20 protein-coding genes are annotated in these 21,923 nt (G+C 74.0%); 10 read left to right on the top strand and 10 right to left on the bottom strand.

Going from position 1 to position 21,923, the window contains the following annotated elements; all coding sequences use genetic code 11:
• Nucleotides 1-7: 7 nt before the first annotated feature.
• A complete protein-coding gene (locus tag BLS43_RS24925) occupies nt 8-1,108 on the bottom strand; it encodes a DUF5685 family protein (protein WP_176921527.1) in 1,101 nt (366 codons plus the stop codon).
• A gap of 77 nt (nt 1,109-1,185) precedes the next feature.
• Here BLS43_RS24925 and BLS43_RS24920 point away from each other — a divergent pair, with 77 nt between their 5' ends.
• Complete coding sequence (locus BLS43_RS24920) at nt 1,186-1,821, top strand: LysE family translocator (RefSeq protein ID WP_093089126.1); 636 nt, start codon at nt 1,186-1,188, stop codon at nt 1,819-1,821.
• Nucleotides 1,822-1,885: 64 nt separating this feature from the next.
• Nucleotides 1,886-2,926, top strand: coding sequence for a M23 family metallopeptidase (locus BLS43_RS24915; RefSeq protein ID WP_093089125.1), 1,041 nt, complete (start codon nt 1,886-1,888; stop codon nt 2,924-2,926).
• A gap of 222 nt (nt 2,927-3,148) precedes the next feature.
• Here BLS43_RS24915 and BLS43_RS24910 read toward each other — a convergent pair whose 3' ends face one another.
• Nucleotides 3,149-4,051, bottom strand: a complete 903-nt coding sequence (locus BLS43_RS24910; RefSeq protein ID WP_093089124.1) for a helix-turn-helix domain-containing protein — start codon at nt 4,049-4,051, stop codon at nt 3,149-3,151.
• A 39-nt stretch (nt 4,052-4,090) separates the two neighbouring features.
• Between BLS43_RS24910 and BLS43_RS24905 the strand changes: the two genes are divergently transcribed.
• From BLS43_RS24905 to BLS43_RS24880, 6 genes are all read left to right on the top strand, one after another.
• Nucleotides 4,091-4,936 (top strand): TIGR03619 family F420-dependent LLM class oxidoreductase, encoded by an 846-nt coding sequence (locus tag BLS43_RS24905; protein ID WP_093089123.1) that lies wholly within the window; start codon nt 4,091-4,093, stop codon nt 4,934-4,936.
• Nucleotides 4,937-4,949: 13 nt separating this feature from the next.
• A complete protein-coding gene (locus tag BLS43_RS24900) occupies nt 4,950-5,621 on the top strand; it encodes a M50 family metallopeptidase (RefSeq protein WP_093089122.1) in 672 nt (223 codons plus the stop codon).
• Between the two features lie 15 nt (nt 5,622-5,636).
• Complete coding sequence (locus BLS43_RS24895; protein ID WP_093089121.1) at nt 5,637-6,068, top strand: nitroreductase family deazaflavin-dependent oxidoreductase; 432 nt, start codon at nt 5,637-5,639, stop codon at nt 6,066-6,068.
• Nucleotides 6,069-6,130: 62 nt separating this feature from the next.
• On the top strand, nt 6,131-9,625 hold the full coding sequence (locus BLS43_RS24890; protein WP_093089120.1) for an efflux RND transporter permease subunit: 3,495 nt from the start codon (nt 6,131-6,133) through the stop codon (nt 9,623-9,625).
• A gap of 12 nt (nt 9,626-9,637) precedes the next feature.
• Entirely contained in the window at nt 9,638-10,075 is a 438-nt protein-coding gene (locus BLS43_RS24885) for a GlcG/HbpS family heme-binding protein (RefSeq protein ID WP_093089119.1), read from the top strand.
• A 28-nt stretch (nt 10,076-10,103) separates the two neighbouring features.
• Complete coding sequence (locus BLS43_RS24880) at nt 10,104-11,042, top strand: EamA family transporter (RefSeq protein WP_093089118.1); 939 nt, start codon at nt 10,104-10,106, stop codon at nt 11,040-11,042.
• A 396-nt stretch (nt 11,043-11,438) separates the two neighbouring features.
• Here the strand turns inward: BLS43_RS24880 and glnA are convergent, their stop codons facing one another.
• Entirely contained in the window at nt 11,439-12,860 is a 1,422-nt protein-coding gene (gene glnA / locus BLS43_RS24875) for a type I glutamate--ammonia ligase (protein WP_093089117.1), read from the bottom strand.
• A gap of 145 nt (nt 12,861-13,005) precedes the next feature.
• On the opposite strand from glnA, the gene BLS43_RS24870 reads away from it, so the two are divergent.
• The gene (locus BLS43_RS24870; RefSeq protein WP_093089116.1) at nt 13,006-13,464 is read left to right on the top strand and encodes an RDD family protein; all 459 of its coding nucleotides are present in this window, start codon (nt 13,006-13,008) and stop codon (nt 13,462-13,464) included.
• Between the two features lie 243 nt (nt 13,465-13,707).
• Here the strand turns inward: BLS43_RS24870 and BLS43_RS24865 are convergent, their stop codons facing one another.
• The 4 genes from BLS43_RS24865 to BLS43_RS24850 all read right to left on the bottom strand — a co-directional run bounded on the left by BLS43_RS24865 (nt 13,708) and on the right by BLS43_RS24850 (nt 17,492).
• The gene (locus tag BLS43_RS24865; RefSeq protein WP_093089115.1) at nt 13,708-14,682 is read right to left on the bottom strand and encodes a hypothetical protein; all 975 of its coding nucleotides are present in this window, start codon (nt 14,680-14,682) and stop codon (nt 13,708-13,710) included.
• 179 nt (nt 14,683-14,861) lie between these two features.
• A complete protein-coding gene (locus BLS43_RS24860) occupies nt 14,862-15,590 on the bottom strand; it encodes a DUF4191 domain-containing protein (RefSeq protein ID WP_093089114.1) in 729 nt (242 codons plus the stop codon).
• Between the two features lie 17 nt (nt 15,591-15,607).
• The gene (gene lipA / locus BLS43_RS24855; protein ID WP_093089113.1) at nt 15,608-16,612 is read right to left on the bottom strand and encodes a lipoyl synthase; all 1,005 of its coding nucleotides are present in this window, start codon (nt 16,610-16,612) and stop codon (nt 15,608-15,610) included.
• A 10-nt stretch (nt 16,613-16,622) separates the two neighbouring features.
• Nucleotides 16,623-17,492 carry an SDR family NAD(P)-dependent oxidoreductase gene (locus tag BLS43_RS24850; RefSeq protein WP_093089112.1) on the bottom strand — a complete coding sequence of 290 codons (870 nt, stop codon included), beginning with the start codon at nt 17,490-17,492 and terminating at the stop codon, nt 16,623-16,625.
• A 26-nt stretch (nt 17,493-17,518) separates the two neighbouring features.
• On the opposite strand from BLS43_RS24850, the gene BLS43_RS24845 reads away from it, so the two are divergent.
• Nucleotides 17,519-18,433 (top strand): LLM class F420-dependent oxidoreductase, encoded by a 915-nt coding sequence (locus BLS43_RS24845; RefSeq protein ID WP_093089111.1) that lies wholly within the window; start codon nt 17,519-17,521, stop codon nt 18,431-18,433.
• Nucleotides 18,434-18,481: 48 nt separating this feature from the next.
• Here BLS43_RS24845 and lipB read toward each other — a convergent pair whose 3' ends face one another.
• The 3 genes from lipB to BLS43_RS24830 form a co-directional block, all read right to left on the bottom strand.
• Complete coding sequence (gene lipB / locus BLS43_RS24840) at nt 18,482-19,240, bottom strand: lipoyl(octanoyl) transferase LipB (protein ID WP_093089110.1); 759 nt, start codon at nt 19,238-19,240, stop codon at nt 18,482-18,484.
• A gap of 54 nt (nt 19,241-19,294) precedes the next feature.
• Complete coding sequence (locus tag BLS43_RS30215; RefSeq protein WP_176921526.1) at nt 19,295-20,722, bottom strand: hypothetical protein; 1,428 nt, start codon at nt 20,720-20,722, stop codon at nt 19,295-19,297.
• Nucleotides 20,723-20,868: 146 nt separating this feature from the next.
• Nucleotides 20,869-21,756 carry a TIGR01777 family oxidoreductase gene (locus BLS43_RS24830; protein WP_176921525.1) on the bottom strand — a complete coding sequence of 296 codons (888 nt, stop codon included), beginning with the start codon at nt 21,754-21,756 and terminating at the stop codon, nt 20,869-20,871.
• Nucleotides 21,757-21,923 lie beyond the last annotated feature (167 nt).

Here is a 21,923-nt window from a genome sequence, read left to right as displayed (position 1 = left end):
GGGGCGGTCAGCAGTCGCAGCAGTCGCAGCTGCTGCAACAGTCGCAGCAGTCGCAGCTCACGTCGGTGCAGTCGCAGCAGCCGTCGCAGGTCTCGTTGCGGCACCAGCCCTCGACGGGCTCGCCGGTCCACGGGTGCGGGAAGGTGTCGGCGCAGCACATCTGGCAGGTGCAGAACAGGCCCGCCGCGGCGGCACAGCCGGGGACGAGGCCGCGCGTCGGGCCGCGCCGGGGACCCTCGTCCTTCTTCGTGTCCCCCTCGTCGGCCGAGGCGTGGGCGAACGCGTGGCCGATCGCGCGGTCCAGCTCGTGGACCAGCAGCCGGTGCGCCAGCCGCCGGTGGGTCCAGGTGACCTCGTCGAGGGCGAGGCGGATCCCGAGCGCGGCGTCGTCGGCGAGCGTGCGGGCGGCGGCGAGGTCGGTGCCGGTCGCGGCCAGGGGGTTCCAGGCGCCGGTGGCGGCGTCGTCGCGGAGGTCCTCCACGGCGTCGAGCAGGTGGGCGAGGCGGCCGAACAGCCCGCCGACCTCGGCGAGCGCCGCGGCGTTCTCCGGTCGCCCGGCGAGGGTCGCGGTGTGGGCGAACGCGGCGGCGGTGGCGGTCTCGGTCGGTTCGGTGACCGCCAGGAGCGCGGACCCCGGGCGCTCCAGGACAGGCTGGCGGGCGACCGCGTCGAGCAGGACGCCGGCGTCGAGCCCCAGGTCGGCGGCCGTGCCCGAGGCCCGGCGCGCCCAGGTCCCGGCCACCCGGCGGGCTGCCGCGGTGACCAGGCGGGAGCCGTAGTCGCCGTCCGCGGCGTGGTCGCTCAGCTGCGCGGACGCGAGGATCAACGAGACGGTCGCCGCCAGCCGCGCGCCCTCGCCCGTCGCCACGGACTGCCGCCGCATGCCGCGCAGCGGGCACGGGCCCGCGGTGCGCCGGGCGTGGCGGGAGCGGGGGGCCTGCGCGTCGAGCAGGACGGAGATCACGAGGCCGTCGTAGTTGGTGGCGAGGCGGGCGGCCTGGCCGTGGTCGTCCCGCAGGGCGTAGCAGAGGCCGCAGAGGTGCCCCATCCACTCGGTGCGCAGGGCCGGGGTCAGGGTGTGCCGGCAGGGCCGGATCATGCCGAACACGGGACGGGAGCGTAGCGATGATCCGTGCGCGCCGAAATGGCGTGGTGAGGATGCGGACACGGCGTTAACGTCCGGCCGTGCCCTCCCTCGACGTGGTCCTCACGTTCCTCGCCGCGTCGATCGCGCTCGTGCTCATCCCCGGCCCGAGCGTGCTGTTCATCGTGGGCCGGGCGCTGGCGCACGGCAGGCGCGCCGCCCTGGCGAGCGTCGCGGGGAACACGGTCGGGGTGACGATCCTGGTCGGCGTGGTCGCCACGGGGCTCGGCGCGGTCGCGGCGGCCTCGGCCGTGGTGTTCACCGCGGTCAAGTTCGCGGGCGCGGCCTACCTGGTGTACCTGGGCGTGCAGACCTTCCGGCACCGCGGGGACCTGGTCGCGGCCCTGCACCGGCCCGAGCGGGCGACCGACCGGCGGGCCTTCGGGCAGGGGGTCGTCGTGGGACTGACCAACCCGAAGGCGCTGGTGTTCTTCGCGGCCGTGCTGCCGCAGTTCGTGGGGCCGGAGGTCGCGCACCCGGGGGTGGCGTTGCTGGTCCTCGGCCTGGTCTTCTGCGCGACGGCGGCGGTGCTGGACTCGGCCTGGGGCCTCGCCGCGGGCGCGGCGCGGGTGTGGTTCGCGACGAGCCCGCGGCGGCTGCGGCTGCTCGGCGGGACCGGGGGCGTGGTGCTGGTCGGCATGGGGGTGGGGCTCGCCCTGACGCAGGAGCGCGCGTAGCCCTTCCTCCGCTCGCCCGGCGTCAGTAGTCTGTTCGCGGGTCGGGATTGACCTGGGAGTTCGGATGTCCGTTCGTCGTTTCGGGCTCATCGCCGCCCTCGTGCTGACCGCCACCGCGGGGTGCGCGGCCGCGCCCGTCGAGCCCGCGCTGCAGCCGCCCGAGGTGCCGAAGGGTGGGATCGCGCCCACCACCCGCTTCACCCCGCTCGCGGGCGCCATCGTGACCACGCCCGCCCCCGTCGTGGGCACCGACGGCAAGACCCACGTCACCTACGAGCTGCTGCTCACCAACGCGACGCCCGCCCCGGTGACCGTCGAGAAGGTCGACGTCCTGGCAGGCGACCGGGTCGTCGACTCACTGACCGGCCCGCGGCTGGCCGCACAGAGCACCCTGCTCGCCGAGCAGTCCGCGGACCCGGCCAACGGCGACCCGGCCGCGCCCGTGACGCCGATCCCCGCGTCCGGCGTCGGCGTGGTCTGGCTCGACGTCCTGTTCGACAGGGCCGCCCCCGACTCGCTGACCCACCGGGTCACGGCCTCGATCGGGGGCGGCCCGGCCGTCGAGGTCGACACCGGCACGGTGGCCGTGAGCACCGCGCCCGTGCTCGGCCCGCCGCTGCGGGGCGGGCCCTGGTATGCCAGCGACGGCTGCTGCGTCGACAACACCCACCACCGCCGCGGCCTCGCGCCGATCGACGGCCGGATCCTCGTGCCGCAGCGCTACGCCATCGACTGGTACCTGCTCGACGACCAGCACCGCGCCTGGGTGGACGACCCCTCACAGATCACGAACTTCCTCGCCTACGACCAGCCCGCGATCGCCGTCGCCGACGGGGTGGTCGTCGACGCCACCGACGGCTTCGCCGACACCACCTCGCTGCCCGCGCCGCCGCCGGTCCCGCCCATCGTCGAGACCGTGGGCAACCACGTCACGCTCATGATCGCGCCCGGTCGGTACGCGTTGTACGCGCACTTCAAGCAGGGCTCGGTCGCCGTGCAGACGGGGCAGCAGGTGAAGCAGGGCGACGTGCTGGGCCACATCGGCAGCTCCGGCAACTCGACGGCGCCCCACCTGCACTTCCAGCTGAACACCGAGCCGACGTGACCTTCTGCTGATCCCGGCTCGCACAGCCGCCCGCTGCCCCCTGACGCTTGGGACGCCCAAGCACCGCTGAGCGACGCTTGGGACGCCCAAGCGTCACCGCCCCGCCGCGCCCGCTGACGCTTGGGACGCCCAAGCACCGCTGAGCGACGCTTGGGACGCCCAAGCGTCACCGCCCACGCGTCACCGCCCAAGCGTCACCGCCCACGCATCACCGCCCACGCATCAGGACCGCGCGGCCAGTGCGTCGGCGAGCCATTCGAACGCCGGCGCTCCCAGCGGGTAGGGCTCGCGGTCCTGGAGGATGCACAGCAGCGTCCAGTACCGCTCCACCCGGACGTCGGTGAAGGTCCGGATCATGTCGGCCATCTCGTGCGCCTCCGCGACCGGCAGCTCCCCGACGATCCGGGTCGCCACCTGCTGCCCCTCGGCTCCCGCGGGGTCGAGGCCCGCCGCCTGGGCCGGGCCCGCGTGCGCGATCACCGCCTGCGGGTCGAGTGTCTCCTCGCGCTCGGTGCGGTTCGCCCCGGCGACGGCCATCTCCCGCACCCGCGCCTTGAAGGCGGGGTCGGCGACCAGGTCGGCCAGCTCCACCCAGGCCTCCACCTGGGCGGTCGTGGGTTCGTCGGGCAGCTCCGGTGGCAGCGCCCGCATGGCGCGCGCGATCCCGGCGCCGGGGGCGTCGTCGTCGATGCCGGCGAAGGCCTCCGCGACGAACTCGTCGATCATGCGCTGGCGGTCCTCGGCGGACAGTCGGGTCAGGTCGTTCATCAGTCTCAGCTCCTCGGTCGTGTGCCCGCCGCGGGCCAGCAGCGTGCACACGGCACGCTGCACCCGCAGCGAGCGGATCCGGTCGTCGATGGCCGCCACATGGGCGGCGGCCACCTCCGCGAGGTCCGTCTTCTCGGCGAGGACCGCGCGGACGTCGTCGAGCCCCATCCCGAGCTCGCGCAGGGTGCGCACGAGATCGAGCCGGGCCACGGCGGACGCGTCGTACATGCGGTAGCCCGACGGCGACCGGTCGCTCTCCGGCAGCACCCCGGAGTCCGACCAGAACCGGATGGTCCGGACGGGCACTCCGCTGCGGCGGGCCAGCCTGCCGATCGTCACCAAGCTTTCCTCAAGCACGGATAGGTACCTTCCGGGTTCCAGCGACTGGAGGGTCAAGTGCGAATCGGTGTCACTCTTCCGCAGTTCGGTGACCAGGCAGAGGAGGTGGGGGAGATCGCGCGGTTCGCGCGCGAGGCGGAGGCGCTCGGCGCCGCCAGCCTGTGGACGGGCGACCGGCTGCTCGCCGCGGTGGAGCCGCGGGTCAACTATCCCGGCCTCGACCACGTGCCCGCGGAGTTCCGGCGCAGCCTGGACCCCGTGGTCCTGCTCGCGGCGGCCGCGGCGGCGACGACCACGGCGCGGCTCGGCACGAGCACGCTCAACGCCCCCTGGTACCCGCCCGCGATCCTCGCCCGCACCGCGCTGTCCCTCGACCGGCTCAGCGGTGGACGGCTGGTGCTCGGGCTGGGTCTGGGCTGGTCGCCGGAGGAGGCCGAGGCCGTCGGCAGCCCGATGGCCGAGCGCGGCGCCCGGCTCGACGAGTTCCTCGACGTCCTCGACGTGTGGACCACCGGCGACCCGGTCTCCTTCGTCGGGAAGCACACCGAGATCGCCCCCGCCCACGTCGACCTGAAGCCGCACGGCATCGGCGTCTATCTCGGCGGCTGGGCGCCGCGGTCGTTCGCCCGCATCGCGGCGCGGGGCGCGGGCTGGCTGCCCGCGATGGTGCCCGGGCAGCCGCTCGACGGGCTCGTGGGGCTCTGGGACTCCCTCGGAAGGCCGCCGGCGTTCCTGCGGGTCAACGCGGTCGCCGGCATGTCCGTGGAGCTGATCCGGGACGCGCTCGGGTCGGCGGCGGAGGCCGGGTTCACCGACGCGTTCGTGGAGCTGATGTACCTGTGCCGCGGCGTCGACGGGGGGATCGACGAGGCCCTCGCGCTCACCGCGGAGTTCGTGGGCTGACAGACTCGGGCGCGTGGTCGAGGCCCTGCTGACCGAACGTCCCGCCGAGCTGGCCGCGGCGGGCGCCGCGTTGGTCGTGGTGCTGTGGAGCCTCACCTGGCGGCTGACCCGCACGGTCGTGACGATCGCGCACGAGGGCGGGCACGCCGTCGTCGCGGTGCTGGTCGGGCGCGGGCTGACCGGCATCCGGCTGCACGCGGACACCTCCGGGGTCACCCATTCGACGGGCGCGGGCCGCGGCCCGGGCGTCGTGCTGATGTTCCTGGCCGGGTACGTCTTCCCGCCGCTGCTCGGGCTCGGGGGTGCGGCGCTGGTCGCCGCGGGCCACCCGGACGTGCTGCTGTGGCTCGGCGTCGCGCTGCTCGTGGCCACGCTCGTCTCCGTCCGCAACCTGTTCGGGGCCTTCGCCGTGCTGGTCACCGGGGGTGTGTTCGGCGGGGTCGCGTGGTGGGCACCCGCCGAGTGGCAGGCCGGGTTCGCCGCCGCGCTGTGCTGGTTCCTGCTGTTCGGCGGGCTGCGGGCGGTGCGCGAGCTGGCCCGCTCCCGGCGCAGGCGCCGCACCCGGACCTCGGACGCCGACCAGCTCGCCGCGATCACCGGGGTCCCGGGTGGCCTCTGGACCGGACTGTTCGGTGTGATCGGCACCGCGGCTCTCGTGGCCGCGGCCTGGATCGTGTTCGTCTAGCAGGGAGAGAGCGCAGTGCCCGAGGACTTCAACAGTCGAGTCATCCGCGAGTTCAAGGAGAACGACGGCAAGGTCGGCCCGCCCTTCGAGGGCGCCGACATGATCCTGGTGCACCACAAGGGCGCCAAGTCCGGCACCGTGCGGACCACGCCGCTGGTGTACTTCACCGACGGCGACACCTACCTGATCGTCGCGTCCGCGGCGGGCGCGCCGAGCCACCCGGCCTGGTACCACAACGTCAAGGCGCACCCCGAGATCGAAGTCGAGCTGGGCAAGGCCTCGGGTGGCGTGACGCCGCTCACCGTGCGCGCCGAGGAGCTCACCGGCCCCGACCGCGATGCCGCCTACGAGCGGATCGTCGCTGCGGCACCCGGCTTCGGCGACTACGCCGAGAAGACCGAGGGCATCCGCACCATCCCGGTGTTCGCGCTCACTCCCGCGGCCTGATCCACAGCCTTCCCTCAGCCGGGGATTTCCCTCCGGGGCGGGCGAGCGGTTTACATCCCCGCGTGACCTGGCTCGCCCGCCTCAGCCTGCGCAACCGTGCCCTCGTCGGGCTCGTGACCGTCCTGCTCGTCGCCTTCGGCGTCCTGAGCACCACGTCGCTGCGCCAGGAGCTCTTCCCGTCCCTCGACTCCCCGGTCGCCACGGTGGTGACGCCCTACCCGGGCGCCTCACCGGACGTCGTCGAGCAGCAGGTGACCACGCCCGTCGAGCAGGCGGTCGGGTCGCTCGCCGGGGTCACCGGCACGAGCTCGACCAGCACCACCGGGTCGAGCGTGGTCACCCTGCAGCTCGAGTACGGCACCGACCTCGACGCGCTCACCGCGCAGGTCCAGCGCGCGGTGCAGGGGGTCTCGCTGCCCGCGGACGTCACCCCGCAGGTGGTCACCGGCGGCATCGACTCGATCCCGGTCGTGCAGCTCGCGGTGTCCTCGAACCTCGGCGCCGACCGGATCGCCGAGATCCTCCGCTCAGATGTCCAGCCCCTCCTGCAGGGGCTCGACGGCGTGTCGTCGGCGACCCTGTCCGGGCTGGCGGACGAGCAGATCGTGATCGACGTCGACCCGGCCGCCGCCGCGGCCCGCGGCGTCTCGGTGGCGTCGATCTCGTCGGTGCTGCAGGCCAACGGCGTGCGGGTGCCCGCGGGGCAGCTGACCCCCGACACGAACCCGCTGACCGTCGAGGTGGGGACGCCGATCACCTCGGTCGAGCAGGTCGCCGACCTGTACGTGGGCGGGTCCGCCGCCGCACCCACCGGTGCCGGGGCCGCGGGAGCCGCCGGGGGCGCCCCGGTGGCCGCGCCCACCGTGCCGACCGCGCCCACCGCGCCCGTCCGGCTCGGCGACATCGCGACGGTCACCTCCCAGCCCGCCCCCGCCACCGGCTACACCCGCAGCAACGGCGAGCCCAGCATCGGCATCGGGGTCGTCAAGACGCTGGACGCCAACACCGTGGCCGTCTCCGGCGAGGTCCGCGACACGCTGGCCCAGATTGCGGACGCCCTCGGCGGCTCCGCGCAGAACGCGCAGGTCACGGTGGTGTTCGACCAGGCGCCGTTCATCGAGCAGTCCGTACACGACCTCACCGTCGAGGGCCTGCTCGGGCTGGCCTTCGCGGTGATCGTGATCCTGCTGTTCCTGCTCAGCGTGCGCGCCACGCTCGTCACCGCGGTGTCGATCCCGCTCTCCGTGCTGATCGCGATGATCGTGCTGGACCTGGGCGGCTACACCCTCAACATCCTCACGCTCGGCGCGCTGACGGTGGCCGTCGGGCGGGTGGTGGACGACTCGATCGTCGTGATCGAGAACATCACGCGGCACGTCGGCACGGGGCGGCCCACGCCGGGTGTGGTCGTCGGCGCCGTGCGCGAGGTGGCGGGCGCGATCACCGCCTCGACGATCACCACGGTCGCCGTGTTCGCCCCCATCGGGTTGGTCGGCGGGCAGGTGGGGCAGCTGTTCCGACCCTTCGCCGTGACCGTCACGGCGGCGCTGCTGGCCTCGCTGCTGGTGTCGCTCACCGTGGTGCCGGTGCTGGCGTCGGTGGTGCTGCGGGGCTCGCGGCGGCCCGAGAAGGAGTCCACCGCGCTGCAGCGGGCGTACGTGCCGGTCGTCCGCGGCGCGGTCCGGCGGCCGGTGGTGTCGCTGCTGGTCGCGGTCCTGATCCTGGCCGGCACTCTCGCCCTGGTCCCGCGTCTGACCACGAACTTCCTCGGCGACGCGGGCGGCGACACCGTCTCGGTCAGCCAGGAGATGCCGCCCGGCACCGCGCTCCCGCAGGCGGACGCGGCGGCGCGCACCGTCGAGGACGTCGTGCGGAGCACCCCCGGCGTGCAGAGCTACCAGGTCACCGTCGGCGGCAGCGGCGGCGGGTTCGGCCCGGTGCGCTCCACCGCCACCCGCTTCTCGATCACCCTCGCCGACGGGTCGGACGCCACCGCCGTGCAGGAGGACCTGCGCAACCGTTTCACCGGGCTCACCGGGGTGGGCGAGCTGACCGTCGGGGCGGGCCAGGGCGGGCTCGGCTCGAACGACCTCCAGGTCGCCGTCCGCGCCCAGGACCCGCAGGTGCTCGCCGCGGCCGCGGCGCAGGTCGAACAGGCCGTGGCCGGGATCGACGGGGTCTCGGACGTCCGCAACGACCTCGCCGCCGCCCAGCCCATCGTCGACGTCCAGGTCGACCGGGAGGCCGCCGCCCGGGCCGGGCTGACCGAGGCGCAGGTCGGGCAGACGGTCGCCGCCGCGCTGCGGGGGACGACCATCGGCAGGCTGACGATCGACGGCGTGGAGCAGACCGTCGTCGTCCGGACCGGGGAGGCGCCCGCGGACGTGCCCGCCCTGCGCGCGCTGCCCGTCGGCCGGGGCGTGCTGGCGGACGTCGCCACCGTCACCGAGACCACCACCGCGCCCACCGTCTCGCACACCGACGGAGCCCGCTCGGCCACGATCACCGCGCGCCCCGAGAGCGACGACGTCGGCGCCGCCACCGCGTCCCTGCGCACCACACTCGACGGGCTCGCCCTGCCCGCGGGGGCGACGGCGGAGATCGGCGGGGTCTCCACCCAGCAGGACGACGCGTTCGCCCAGCTCGGGCTGGCCCTGCTCGCCGCCATCGCGGTCGTCTACCTGGTGATGGTGGTGACCTTCCGCAGCCTCGTGCAGCCGCTGATCCTGCTGGTCTCGGTGCCCTTCGCCGCGACGGGCGCGATCGGGCTGCTGCTGCTCACCGGGACCCCGCTGGGGGTGCCCGCGCTGATCGGCATGCTCATGCTCGTCGGCATCGTGGTGACGAACGCGATCGTGCTGATCGACCTGGTCAACCAGCACCGCCGGGCGGGCCGCCCGCTGATCGACGCCGTGCTCGAGGGCGCCGCCCACCGCGTGCGCCCGATCATCATGACCGCCGTGGCCACGATCATGGCCCTGCTGCCGATGTCGTTGGGCCTCACGGGCGGCGGCGTGTTCATCTCCCAACCGCTGGCGGTCGTCGTGATCGGCGGGCTGATCAGCTCGACGCTGCTCACCCTCGTCCTGGTCCCGGTGCTCTACGTCCTGGTCGAACGCCTTCGCGCCCGCCTCACCCGACACCCCCGCGAGTCGGACGCCCTGCCTCGCGAGTCCGCCGTTCCGGGCCCGAGAGTCGTCCACGACGAGCGCCCGAGTCCCGCTCGGGAGGCCGTGGCCGACTCGCCTCCCGAGCCGTCCGATCCGCTGCCCGAGCCGCCGCCCGAGGTGGCGCCGGGGCCGGGCGTGCACGGCGTGGTCCGCGGGGACGGCGCACCGGTGGGCGGCGCGTCCGTCGTGGTGTTCGACGCGTCCGGCACCCAGCTCGGCGGGACCCGGACCGACGGGCAGGGCCGCTACGCCGTCGCGTTGCCCGCGCCGGGGGAGTACCTCGTCGTCGTCCACGGCCCGGGGCGCGAACCGGTCGCGGCCTGGGCGGCGGGTGGGGAGACCTCGACCCGGCACGACGCGGAGGTCACGGCGGCCGCACCCGTCTGAGAGGGTGGGCGGGTGACCATCTCGCTCGACCAGGCCCGCACGATCGTCGACGCCGCGCTCGCGCACGGCACCGCGCAGGGCTTCAACCCGCTGACCGTCGCCGTCCTCGACCCGGGCGGCGCGGTCGTCGCCCTCGCCCGCCAGGACGGCTCCGGCTTCCTGCGCCCGGACCTCGCCACCGCCAAGGCCAGCGGCGTGCTGGCCCTCGGCATGACCAACCGGGCCATCGCCGCGCGCGCCGCGGACTCGCCCGAGTTCTTCACCTCCGTCGCGAACCTGGCGGGCGGGAAGATCCTGTCCGTGCCCGGCGGGGTGTTCGTGCGGGACGCCGAGGGCACCCTGCTCGGCGCCGTCGGCGTCACCGGGGATCTGTCGCTGAACGACGAGGCCGCCGCCGTCGCGGGGATCGAGGCCGCGGGCCTGGTCGCCGTCACGGGCGCGGAGCAGTGACGACCGCCGCGTCGCCCGCGACAGGGCGGTGAGCACCGACACGACGGGGCGGGCGGCCTCTGTCGGGCTCGCGTTCGCCGTGGTCTCGGCGCTGTCGTTCGGGCTGTCCGGGCCGTTCGCCAAGGCGCTCATCGACGCGGGCTGGTCGTCCGCGGGCACCGCGCTCGTGCGGATCGGCGGGTCGGCGGTCGTCGTGCTGCTCCTGCTCGCCGTGCTGCGGCCGGGGGTCGTGGCGGCGGTGCGGCACGACGCGCCCGCCCTGCTGCTCTACGGCCTGCTCGCGATGGCGGGTGTGCAGGTCGCGTTCTTCAACGCGGTGCGGTACATGCCGGTCAGCATCGCGCTGCTGCTGGAGTACCTCGGCCCGGTGCTGGTCATCGCGTGGGTGTGGGTGGTGCGACGGCAGCCGCCGTCGCGGCGGACCCTGCTCGGCGCGGGCATCGCCATCGTCGGTCTGCTGCTCGTCGTGCAGATCTGGTCCGGCACCGCGATCGCCCCCGCCGGCCTCGCGTGGGGGCTCACCGCCTCGGTGTGCCAGGCGAGCTACTTCCTGCTCGCCGACCGTGCCGGGGCGCAGACGCCGCCGCTCGTGCTGGCGGGAGTCGGCATGGCGGTGGGGACGGTCGTCGTCGCCGTGCTCGGGGCGGTCGGGCTGCTGCCGATCGTGCTGACCACACCGGCGGAGGTCGTGCTCGCGGGGACGAACCTCGGCTGGGTCGTGACCGCGGCGCTGCTGGTACTGGTGTCCACCGTGTTGGCCTACCTGACCGGCATCTTCGCGATCCGCCGGATCGGGGCGGCGCGCGGCTCGCTCGTCGCGCTGCTCGAGGTCGTGGTCTCCGCGCTCGCGGGCTGGCTGCTGCTGGGCGAGGTGCCCGCGGTGATCCAGCTGGCGGGCGGGGCGCTGATCCTGCTGGGCGTGGCGCTCACCCGGCCCCGACCCGAAACCCTGCCCGAGACCCTCTGAGTGACGCTTGGGACGCCCAAGCGCCATGGAGCGACGCTTGGGCCGCCCAAGCGTCAGTGAGGCGGGCGGAGTGATGCTTGGGACGCCCAAGCACCGCTCAGCGACGCTTGGGCGTCCCAAGCGTCAGCGACGCGGCGACCGAGTGACGCTTGGGACGCCCAAGTGCCACTCAGCGACGCTTGGGGCGCCCAAGCGTCAGTGACCCGGCGCCAAGCGATGCTTGGGACGCCCAAGCGTCACTCGGCGACGCTTGGGCCGCCAAAGCGTCACCCGCGGCCCGGAACGCGGGACGGCCCGCCCACCCCGCGGAAGGGGAGGACGGGCCGTCACCAGGTCGGCGTCGGATCCGCCGCGACTCGGCCGCGTTCGAGGCAGGCCGGGCCGCGTCGATGCGGATCAGACGTCGTAGTACAGGGCGAACTCGTAGGGGTGCGGGCGCAGCCGCAGCGGGTCGATCTCGTTCTCCCGCTTGTAGTTGATCCAGGTCTCGATCAGGTCCGGGGTGAACACGCCGCCCTCGAGGAGGTAGTCGTGGTCCTCCTCGAGCTTGTCGATGACGGCGCCGAGCGAGGCCGGGACCTGCGCGATGTCCTTGAGCTCCTCGGGCGGCAGCTCGTAGAGGTCCTTGTCGACCGGGGCCGGCGGCTCGATCTTGTTCTTGATGCCGTCGAGGCCCGCCATCAGCATCGCCGAGAAGGCGAGGTACGGGTTGCCGGACGAGTCGGGGCAGCGGAACTCGATGCGCTTGGCCTTGGGGGAGTCGCCCGAGAGCGGGATCCGGATGCAGGCCGAGCGGTTGCGGGCCGAGTAGACCAGGTTGACCGGCGCCTCGAAGCCCGGGACCAGGCGGTGGTAGGAGTTCACCGTCGGGTTGGTGAACGCCAGCAGCGACGGCGCGTGGTGCAGCAGGCCGCCGATGTAGTAGCGCGCGGTGTCCGAGAGGCCGCCGTAGCCGGACTCGTCGTGGAAGAGCGGCTGACCGTCCTTCCACAGCGACTGGTGCACGTGCATGCCCGAGCCGTTGTCGCCGAAGAGCGGCTTCGGCATGAAGGTCGCGGTCTTGCCCTGCTGCCACGCCACGTTCTTGACGATGTACTTGAACAGCATCAGGTCGTCCGCACCCGAGAGCAGGGTGTCGAACTTGTAGTTGATCTCGGCCTGGCCCGCGGTGCCGACCTCGTGGTGCTCGCGCTCCACGGTGAAGCCGGACTCGATCATCGCGGTGACGATGTCGGCGCGCAGGTCGGCGTAGTGGTCCACCGGCGGGACGGGGAAGTATCCGCCCTTGTAGTTGACCTTGTAGCCGAGGTTGCCGCCCTCCTCCTCGCGGCCGGTGTTCCACCAGCCCTCGGAGGAGTCGATGTGGTGGTAGGTCTCGTGCGGGTTCGAGCCGAAGCGGATCGAGTCGAAGATGTAGAACTCCGCCTCGGGCGCCATGTAGGCGGTGTCCGCGATGCCCGACGCCGCGAGGAACTGCTCCGCCTTGCGGGCGACGTTCCGCGGGTCACGGGAGTACGGCTCACCCGTGATCGGGTCGTGCACGAAGAAGTTGATGTTCAGCGTCTTGTGCTTGCGGAACGGGTCCACGCGCGCGGTGGTGGAGTCCGGCAGCAGGGCCATGTCCGACTCGTTGATCGCCTGGAAGCCGCGGACGGACGAACCGTCGAACGCGGCACCGTTCTCCAGCAGGTCGCCTGCGGTCGAGGCGGGGACGGTCAGGTGCTGCATCACGCCGGGCAGGTCGCAGAACCTGATGTCGACGTACTCGACCTTCTCGTCCGAGATGTACTTGAGTACCTCTTCGGAGTTGCTGAACACGCTGGGGTCGCTCCTTCGATCGGCTCCTGGGGAGTGGTCGCGACGCTAGGGGGGCCGTGTTGCCCGCTCATATCTCGTAGGTTTCACAGGCGTTAACTGGCCCATGTCGCGACCTCTCTCACATGGGACAACTAGGCTAGACGCCATGGCCGGATCCCTCGACTCCTCAGCGCCGGGTTCACCCTCGGGATCGGGGACGTCACACCCCGGGGCGCGGTTCGGTCTGCCCGAGTCCGGGGTCGGTGCGGTCGCCGGGTTCGGCAGGCGGCTCGCCGGCGTCACGCTGGACTGGCTGCTCGCCTACGCCCTGACCCTCGGCTTCCTGGGGCTCGACGCCCTGGGCGGCTCGGCCATCGGCTGGTGGGTCTGGCTGGTGTGGGCCGTTCTCACCGCCGTGCCCACGGCCCTGTTCGGCATGACGCCGGGGATGGTCGCAGTGGGCATCCGGGTGGCGCGGGTGGACATGGCCGCGGTCGTGGGCTTCCGCGCCGTGGCCCGCACCATCCTGCTGGGCCTGGTCATCCCGCCCCTGATTCGGGACGAGGACGGCCGAGGCTGGCACGACCGCGCGAGCGCCACGATCGTCATCCGCTCGCGCGCCTGAGGCGGGTGGCCTGGGCCCGGCCCGCTGCCGCCCGCCCCGGCCCGCCCGCCCCGGCCGCTGACGCTTGGGACGCCCAAGCATCGCTGAGCGGCGCTTGGGCGTCCCAAGCGTCAGGCGGTCGTGCGGGGCCGGTGGTGCTTGGGCGTCCCAAGCGTCGGTCAGTGGTGCTTGGGCGTCCCGAGCGTCACGAAGGGCGCGGCAGCCCGGGCGAGCTGAGCGTCGGGGCGGCGCGGCTCCGGAGCGTCAGGCCCGGCGTGCGGGTGGGCGCCAGAGTGTCGCTCGGACGGGGGTGCGGGTGTGGCGGGCGGCGTTGCGGTGGGCGGACGCGAGCTCGGCCAGGACGGCCTCCGGCTCCCGGCGGAGGCGGTACGGCCGGGTGCGCACGACCGGGATCCCCTCGGCGGCCAACGCGGACTGCTTCCGGGTGTCGCGGTCGTGCTCGTCGGGGCTCATGTGCCAGGCCCGCGAGTCGATCTCCCACGCCAGCCCGACGTCCTCCCACCAGGCGTCGACCACGCCGATCAGGCGCCCGTCCGCGCTCTCGAGCGCCACGTTCCACAGAGGTGCGGGCAGCCCGCTGCGCTCGATGACGCGCTTGGCCCACGCCTCGGCGGCCGACCGGATGCCCTCGGCGATCTCGGCAGTGACCTCGCGGGCGAGTGCGGTGTACGGCCGTTGGCGTGACGCGACCTCCTCCGCGAGCTGGTCCGGGGTGCACAGGCGCTGGTGGACGGCCGCCGCGAACAGGCCCCGGACGGCGTCCGACTCTCGATGCAGGGAGGTCGCGTCGACGACCGCCCGCGCGGGAGGCGCGAGCCGGAGCCCGTCGCGGTGGACGAGCGGCGGCATGCGTCGGGTCCGGACCACCTGGACGAAACCGCGCCCGGTGACGTGCTGCTCGTGGGGCACGAGCACCACGGTCTGCGGCCCGTCGGCGACCGGATGGCGCAGTCCGTGGATCCGGAGGGCTGCACCACCGGTGAGCATCGCTGCCGCGCCGGCGTGCGCCAGCGCCACCCGGGCCCGTTGTCGGGGAGTGGGCTCGGTGTCGGCCAGCACCACGATCCCGCGCAGGGGCGAGCGCCACGGGCCGCCCACGCGGCAGCTGCGTGTGATCGCCGACGCGGACAGCCCGAGGGCGAGCAACTCCGAACGCGTGGCGACAGCGTCCGGGAAGAGTCCGCGCAGGCGGTCGCGGTCCGACGAGGTCAGGTGCACCGGCGCATCATGACCCGACGCCGGCCACCGTGGACGCGGATCGACCGGCCTGTGGATAACTTCGTCGGCCGCCCCTGACGCTTGGGACGCCCAAGCACCGCTCAGCGACGCTTGGGACGCCCAAGCGTCAGCTCCGCGTCCCAGCAAGCGTCAGCTCACGGCAGCGCCCGGCGGAGAGCTCAGCGGCGGCGCACGGTGCGCTGCACACTCCGCAGCTTGGCGCCCTGCGGCATGGGGCCCTTGGGGAGGGCGGCGGCGCGGTTGCCCAGGGCGGCCAGGCGGGCGTCGAGGCTGTCCATCTCGTTGGCGCTGATGTTGCGCGGCAGCTTCATCATGTGCCGCTGCAGGCTCTTGAGTGGGACCTGGCCCTCCTCGTGGCCCACGATGACGTCGTAGATCGGGGTCTGGCCGACGACCCGCGCGGTGCGCTTCTTCTCCTGCGCCAGCAGCGCCTTGACCCGGTGCGGCGCACCCTCGGCCACGAAGATCACGCCGGGCCGCCCGACGACCCGGTGCACCGCGTCGAGGTGGGTGTTGCCGGCGACGCCCTGGGTGACCCGCCACTGCCCGCGCAGCTGGTCCAGGGCCCAGCCCGCGGCACCGGGCTGCCCGTCCGCCTGCGAGTACACGCTGCGCTGCACGCGGCGCCCGAAGATCGAGACCGCGAGGAGCGCGCCGATCGCGATGCCGAACGGCAGGAAGATCCAGGACATCCCGAAGATCAGGCCGATCAGGAACGCGACGACCGCCGCGCCCACGACGGACCCGATCATGAGCGGCAGCAGGAGCTTGTCCTGCTTGCGCTGCATCTGGAACGCCTGCCAGATCTGCGAGCGGCGCTGCTTGGACGCCGCTCGTTTCTCCGCCTTGAGGCGCTGCTTCTCTGCCTTGTCGGGCTTGCCGGCCATGCGGGCCAGGATACGGCCTACGAGCGCGCGAGGAGCGACCGCGCCTCCTGCGCGGCCGGCGCCTCCGCCGCGAGGTGCTGCAGCGACGCGGGCAGCTCCTCCCCGCGGTGCGCCACGGTCTGGGCGTAGAGCCGCCCGGCCCGGTACGACGAGCGCACCAGGGGACCGGCCATCACCCCGGCGAAGCCCATCTGCTCGGCGGTCTCGGAGTGCGTCACGAACTCCTCGGGCCGGACCCAGCGCTCCACCGGGTGGTGGCGCTTGGAGGGCCGCAGGTACTGGGTGATCGTGATGATCTCGCAGCCCGCGTCGTGCAGGTCGGCCAGCGCCTCGGTGACCTCGTCGGGCGTCTCGCCCATGCCCAGGATCAGGTTGGACTTGGTCACCAGCCCGGCCGCGCGGGCCTTGGTGATCACCTCGAGCGAGCGCTCGTAGCGGAACGCCGGGCGGATCCGCTTGAAGATCCGCGGCACGGTCTCCAGGTTGTGCGCGAGCACCTCGGGGCGCGCGCCGAACACCTCGTCGAGCTGGACGTCGATCGAGTTGAAGTCCGGGATCAGCAGCTCGACGCCCGTGCCGGGGTTCATCGCGTGGATCTGCCGGACGGTCTCGGCGTAGAGCCAGGCCCCGCCGTCGGCCAGGTCGTCCCGGGCCACCCCGGTGACGGTGGAGTACCGCAGCCCCATCTGGGCCACCGACTCGGCGACCCGGCGCGGCTCGTCCCGGTCGAGGTCGGCGGGCTTGCCGGTGTCGATCTGGCAGAAGTCGCACCGGCGGGTGCACTGCTCGCCGCCGATGAGGAAGGTCGCCTCGCGGTCCTCCCAGCACTCGTAGATGTTGGGGCAGCCCGCCTCCTCGCAGACGGTGTGCAGCCCCCCGGAGCGCACCAGGCCCTTGAGCTCGGTGTACTGCGGACCCGTGCGCGCCTTCGTGCGGATCCACTCGGGCTTGCGCTCGATCGGGGTCTCGGCGTTGCGGACCTCGAGGCGAAGGAGCTTGCGGCCGTCGGGAGCGATCGTCACGGCGGCCAGCCTACGCTTCGGTGTCCTCGCCGACCTCCGGTCGGAGGTCCGGCGTGACGCCCGTCTCCGCCACCGTCGCGTCCCACAGCCTGCGGGCCAATGCGGGGTCCTGCGCGGCCGCGCTGCGCCGGGCCGGGCCCGGGTACCCGCGGGTCTCGCCGAGCCCGCGCGGGCCGACGTAGTCGCCGGGCGCGACCGGCCCGACGGCCGCGTACAGCTGGGGCAGCACCCCTCGCTCGACGCGCTGGCAGAGCACCGCGTTGACCGGGCGCGCGAGCCCGCCCAGCCCCCGGCGGCGCAGCGAGTTCGCGTGCAGGGCGGTGTCGGCCAGCCCGGGGTGCGCCGCGACCGCGAACACCCCGTGCCGGGCGAGCTCCGCCGTGAACAGCAGGTTCGCCAGCTTGGACTGCGCGTAGGCGACCGACGCCCGGTAGGGCCTGCGGCGGAAGTGCAGGTCGTCCGGGTCGAGGCCGCCGCCCCGGTGGGCCAGCGACGACACGGTCACGACCCGCGTCACCTGCGGCAACAGCAGCCAGGTCAGGGCCGCGGGGCCCAGGTGGTTCGTGGCGATCTGCAGCTCGAACCCGTCGACCGTGTACGTCGGCGGAGTGCCCATCACCCCGGCGTTGTTGACCAGGACGTCGATCGGGTCCCGGATCGCCGCGGCCGCTGCCCGCACCGAGGCCTGGTCGGCCAGGTCCAGCTCGACCGGCTCGACGCCCGCGGGCAGGCGGGACACGTCGCGCCCGGTCGCCAGGACCCGGGCGCCGCGCGCGGCGAGGATCTCCGCGGTCGCGCGGCCCAGGCCGCTCGTGGCGCCCGTGACCAGCACGGTCCGGCCGGTCAGGTCGGGGACGTCGGCGGCGGTCCAGCGGCTCATGCCTGCGGACGATAGCGTCGTCCGACGTGGACCTCCGGATCTTCACCGAACCGCAGCAGGGCGCCTCGTACGCCGACCTCCTCCGCGTCGCCCGGGCGACCGAGGCGGCCGGTTTCGATGCTTTCTTCCGCTCCGACCACTACCTGGCGATGGGATCCGTCGACGGCCTGCCCGGCCCCACCGACGCCTGGCTGACCCTCGCCGGGCTCGCCCGCGAGACCTCCCGGATCCGGTTGGGCACCCTCGTCTCCTCCGCCACCTTCCGCCTGCCCGGCCCGCTCGCGATCTCCGTCGCGCAGGTCGACCAGATGTCGGGCGGTCGGGTCGAGCTGGGGCTCGGCGCGGGCTGGTTCGAGGCCGAGCACGCCGCCTACGGCATCCCGTTCCCGCGGCTGGGGGAGCGGTTCGACCGGCTCGAGGAACAGCTCGAGATCATCACCGGGCTGTGGGCCGCGCCGGGGACCTACGAGTACTCGGGCGACCACTACACGGTCACCGGCTCACCCGCGCTCCCGAAGCCCGTCCAGCCGCGGGTCCCCGTGATCGTCGGCGGGCACGGGCCCACCCGGACCCCGCGGCTCGCGGCCCGGTTCGCCACCGAGTTCAACGTCGCCTTCTCGGACCTCGACGCCGTGTCCGCCCAGTTCGAGCGGGTCGACGAGGCCTGCGCCGCGCGCGGCCGGGACCCGCGGGAGATCGTGCGGTCGGTCGCCCAGGTCGTCTGCGTCGGCGACGACGCCACCCTGGCCCGCCGGGCGGCCGCCATCGGTCGCGAGCCCGCCGAGCTCGTCGCGAACGGACTGGCGGGCAGCCCGGAGCAGGTCCGCGACAAGCTCGGCACGTGGGCGGAGCGCACCGGGATCACGCGCGTCTACCTGCAGGTACTGGACCTCTCCGATCTCCAGCACCTGGACGACATCGCTGCGGCGCTAGGGGTCTGATGGATCTCCAGCCGGCCCGCGGGATCGGCGGAGATCCATCAGACACCCCTAGTGCAGGGAGGGGTGTAGCTGCAGGTCGAGCCCCGGGGCGCTTGCGGTGCGCCGCGGCACCACGTGCTCGCTGACCGGCAGCGCCCCGTCCAGAGCGCGCAGCACCGCGTCGGTGGCGGCGGCGAGCACGGAGTCGACCGACACCGGGCGGCCCAGCTCCGCCGACAGCGACGTGACGCCGGCGTCGGAGATCCCGCACGGGACGATCCGGCCGAACTCGTCCAGGTCGGGATCGCAGTTCAGCGAGAAACCGTGCAGCGTGACCCCGCCCTGCACGCGCACGCCGATCGCGGAGATCTTGCGCTCCTGCCGGGTGCCGTCCGCGGGCAGCCAGACGCCCGAGCGTCCGTCGACCCGCCCCGCGGCCGTGACCCCCAGGCCGTGGCAGACCGCGATCATGGCCTCTTCGAGGCGCCGCACGTAGTCGACGACGTCGATCGGGTCGCTCAGCTGCACGATCGGGTACCCGACGAGCTGGCCGGGCCCGTGCCAGGTGATCCGCCCGCCGCGGTCGACGTCGATCACCGGGGAGCCGTCGGTCGGCCGGTCCTCGGGCCGGGTGCGCTTGCCCGCGGTGTAGACCGACGGGTGCTCCAGCAGCATCAGCACGTCCGGGCCGGTACCGTCCCGGCGGGCCTCGGCGTTGGCGCGCTGCAGGTCCCAGGCGGTGAGGTAGTCGACCGTGCCCAGCAGGTCCACCCGGACCGGGTTGGGGGAGCGGCGACAGGTCCGGCCGCGTTGTTCTCGGAGGCCCATCAGGCGAGCCTACGCCGCGGCCGCACCCGTACGGGCACGGCCGCGGCGCACGTCTCAGCCGAGCCGCACCGAGGCCGTGGCGGTGTTGTCCGCCGGGGTCGCGTCCGGGCCCGCGGCCGAGGTGACCGTCTGCAGCCCGGCCGTTCCCGCCCTGGTGCCGACCACCGTCACCCGGTGGACGGCCGTGGCTCCGGGAGCGAGCGGGCCGTCGAGGATCGTCACGCTCGTCCCGACGGCGGGCTTGACCGCGTCGGGCGCCGAGACCACCAGCAGGCCGCCCGTGAGCGTGACGACCGTCGACGCCTTCGCCACGGGTGCGCCGCCCTTGTTGGTCACCCTGACCGTCGCGACGAACGAGTTCCCCGGGCGCCCCGTCGGCGGCGCGGACACCGCCACGGCCAGGTCGGTGACCGCCGCGGGCGGCGGCGCGGTGACCGTCGCCGAGAACGTGGTGCTGACGACGGCCTCGGTCGCCGCACCCGACCCGGCCGTCGCGGTGATCGTGACCGGGCCGGGGGTGGGGCCCGCGGTGAGCGTCGGCGCGGTCGCGACGCCGGTCGCGCCCGTGGTCGCCGACGCGGTCGGCGAGCCCCCCGGGAAGCTCGCGCTGCCCGCGGTCACCCGGAAGACGACCGGGGTGCCGGGGACGGGGCGGCTGCGCCCCGTCACCGTCGCGGCCAGGGCGGTGGGGAAGGGCTGCCCGGCCGCCGCCGACTGGTTGTTCCCCGCGCTCGCGGTGATGGCCGAGGCGGTGGCCGGGTTCTCGAAGTCGTAGGTCTTGCCCCCGTACCGGAAGAGGTCGACCCCCGACTGCAGCCCGCCGGCCCCGGAACCCTGGTTGATCTCGACGTAGTAGACGGTCGCGTCGGCCCCGAGCGCGGCGACGACGTCGGCGAACGTCGCGGTGTAGGTGGTGAAGCCGAACCGGTTCTCGGTGCCCGTGGCCGTCACGTCCTTGGAGGCCCACCAGCCCTTCTGCGTGGACGGGGTCCAGGTCTGCCACGTCCCGGGCGTGACCGTCGCGGGTTGGTAGATCGGTTCCCACGCCAGCGAGGTGAACCCCATCGGGAGGCCGTCCTTCGGGCTGGTCTTCGAGGACGTGACCTCGAGGTTGAACGACGGCGCGAGGTTCGGCCTCCCCTCGACCGCCTTCTCGACGAAGGTGGAGTAGGCGAGGTCGCCGAGCCGCCCGAGCGGCAGCCCCGGCACCTCGCGGATGTAGGCCTTGTCGCCGGCGCCGGGAGTCGACAACCGGAGGTAGCCGTCGCCGGACTGGGCGGTGGCGCCGTCGACCACCGCGGCGGTTCCGCCGCCCGAGGTGACCGAGCAGAGCGGGACCGATGTCGGTGAGGCACACGGTCTGAGGTCGGCGTCGGAGACGGAGACCGCTCCCGGTGCGGCGAGGGCCGGACCGGCGGTCAGGACGGTGGCGGCCAGGACCGCCGTCAGGACGAGGACAGCGCCACTGCGCAGGGACGGCACGAGACACCTCTGAGGGCCGAACGGACAGGAAGCGGGTCCGGCCTCGGGGGCGTCGGTCCGTTCCCGTCGCTCAGCGTGCTCCTGACGGCGGTGACACGCGCCACCATTCGGCGTATCAGCCCGATCGAGTGAGCGAGGTGTCGCTCTCAGTGCACGGCTGCGGACAGTGCGTCAGCAAGGGTGGGGTGGCGGAAGGTGAAACCGGCGTCGAGCAGCGCGCGCGGCACCGCTCGCTGGCTGAACAGCAGCAGCTCGCGGCCCATGTCGCCGAGCAGGGTCGACACCACCACGCCGGGGATCACCATCGGCGCGGGGCGCCCGACGGCCTGGGCGAGCGTCTGGGTGAACGCCGCATTCGTCACCGGGGTGGGGCCGGTCATGTTCACCGGGCCGCGCAACGCCGGCGTCTCGACGGCGAAGCGCAGGCCCGCGACCTCGTCGTCCAGCGAGACCCACGGCATGTACTGCTCGCCACTGCCGATCCGCGCGCCCAGGAAGGACTTCCACACCGGGCGCATCAGCGCGAGCAGCCCGCCGGACGGCGACAGGACCAGACCCGTCCGGATCGTCACCACCCGGGCGCCCGCCTCGGCGGCGGGCGCGGTGGCCGCCTCCCAGTCCCGACAGACCCCGGCGAGGAAGCCCTCGCCGGACGGGGCGCCCTCCTCGACCTCCTGCGGCCCGGTATCGCCGTAGAAGCCCACGGCCGACGCGCTGACCAACGCAGGCACGCCCGCCTGGGCGACCCCCTGGGCCAGCACCTCGGTGGGCACGATCCGGCTGTCGCGGATCGCCTGCCTGCGCGCGCCGCTCCACGGCCGGTCGGCGATCCCGACCCCGCCGAGGTTCACGGCGACGTCCGCGCCGTCGAGCGCCCCGTCGTCGATCCGGCCGGACGGCGGGTCCCACCCGCGTTCGTCCGGGGCCGAGGGCGTGCGGCGGACGAGCCGCAGCACCTCGTGGCCCGACTCCCGCAGGCCGGCGACGAGAGCGGTTCCGATCAGGCCGGACGAACCGGCGACGACGACGCGCACGGCGTTGATCCTCCCGAACCCCGCGCCGGCCCGCGACTCCGGGTCCCGGCCGGGTGACGGGTGGGCCGGGTGGCGCGTGGCGGTGGCGCCGGGCGGTGGCGCTCGGGCGGTGGCGCTCGGGCCGAGTGACGCTTGGGACGCCCAAGCGTCGCTGAGCGGTGCTTGGG

It is taken from the genome of Pseudonocardia oroxyli, from assembly GCF_900102195.1.
Taxonomy (GTDB): Bacteria; Actinomycetota; Actinomycetes; order Mycobacteriales; family Pseudonocardiaceae; genus Pseudonocardia; species Pseudonocardia oroxyli.
The sequence above is the reverse complement of the archived record's forward strand: the minus strand, read 5'-3'. Positions and strand labels throughout refer to the sequence as shown.

Excerpts from the sequence above, each read along its gene's own strand:
- BLS43_RS24850 (WP_093089112.1), bottom strand. The coding sequence starts at position 17,492 with ATGAGCCGCTGGACCGCCGCCGACGTCCCCGACCTGACCGGCCGGACC.
- lipB (WP_093089110.1), bottom strand. The coding sequence starts at position 19,240 with ATGGGCCTCCGAGAACAACGCGGCCGGACCTGTCGCCGCTCCCCCAAC.
- BLS43_RS24915 (WP_093089125.1), top strand. The coding sequence starts at position 1,886 with ATGTCCGTTCGTCGTTTCGGGCTCATCGCCGCCCTCGTGCTGACCGCC.
- BLS43_RS24870 (WP_093089116.1), top strand. The coding sequence starts at position 13,006 with ATGGCCGGATCCCTCGACTCCTCAGCGCCGGGTTCACCCTCGGGATCG.
- BLS43_RS24860 (WP_093089114.1), bottom strand. The coding sequence starts at position 15,590 with ATGGCCGGCAAGCCCGACAAGGCAGAGAAGCAGCGCCTCAAGGCGGAG.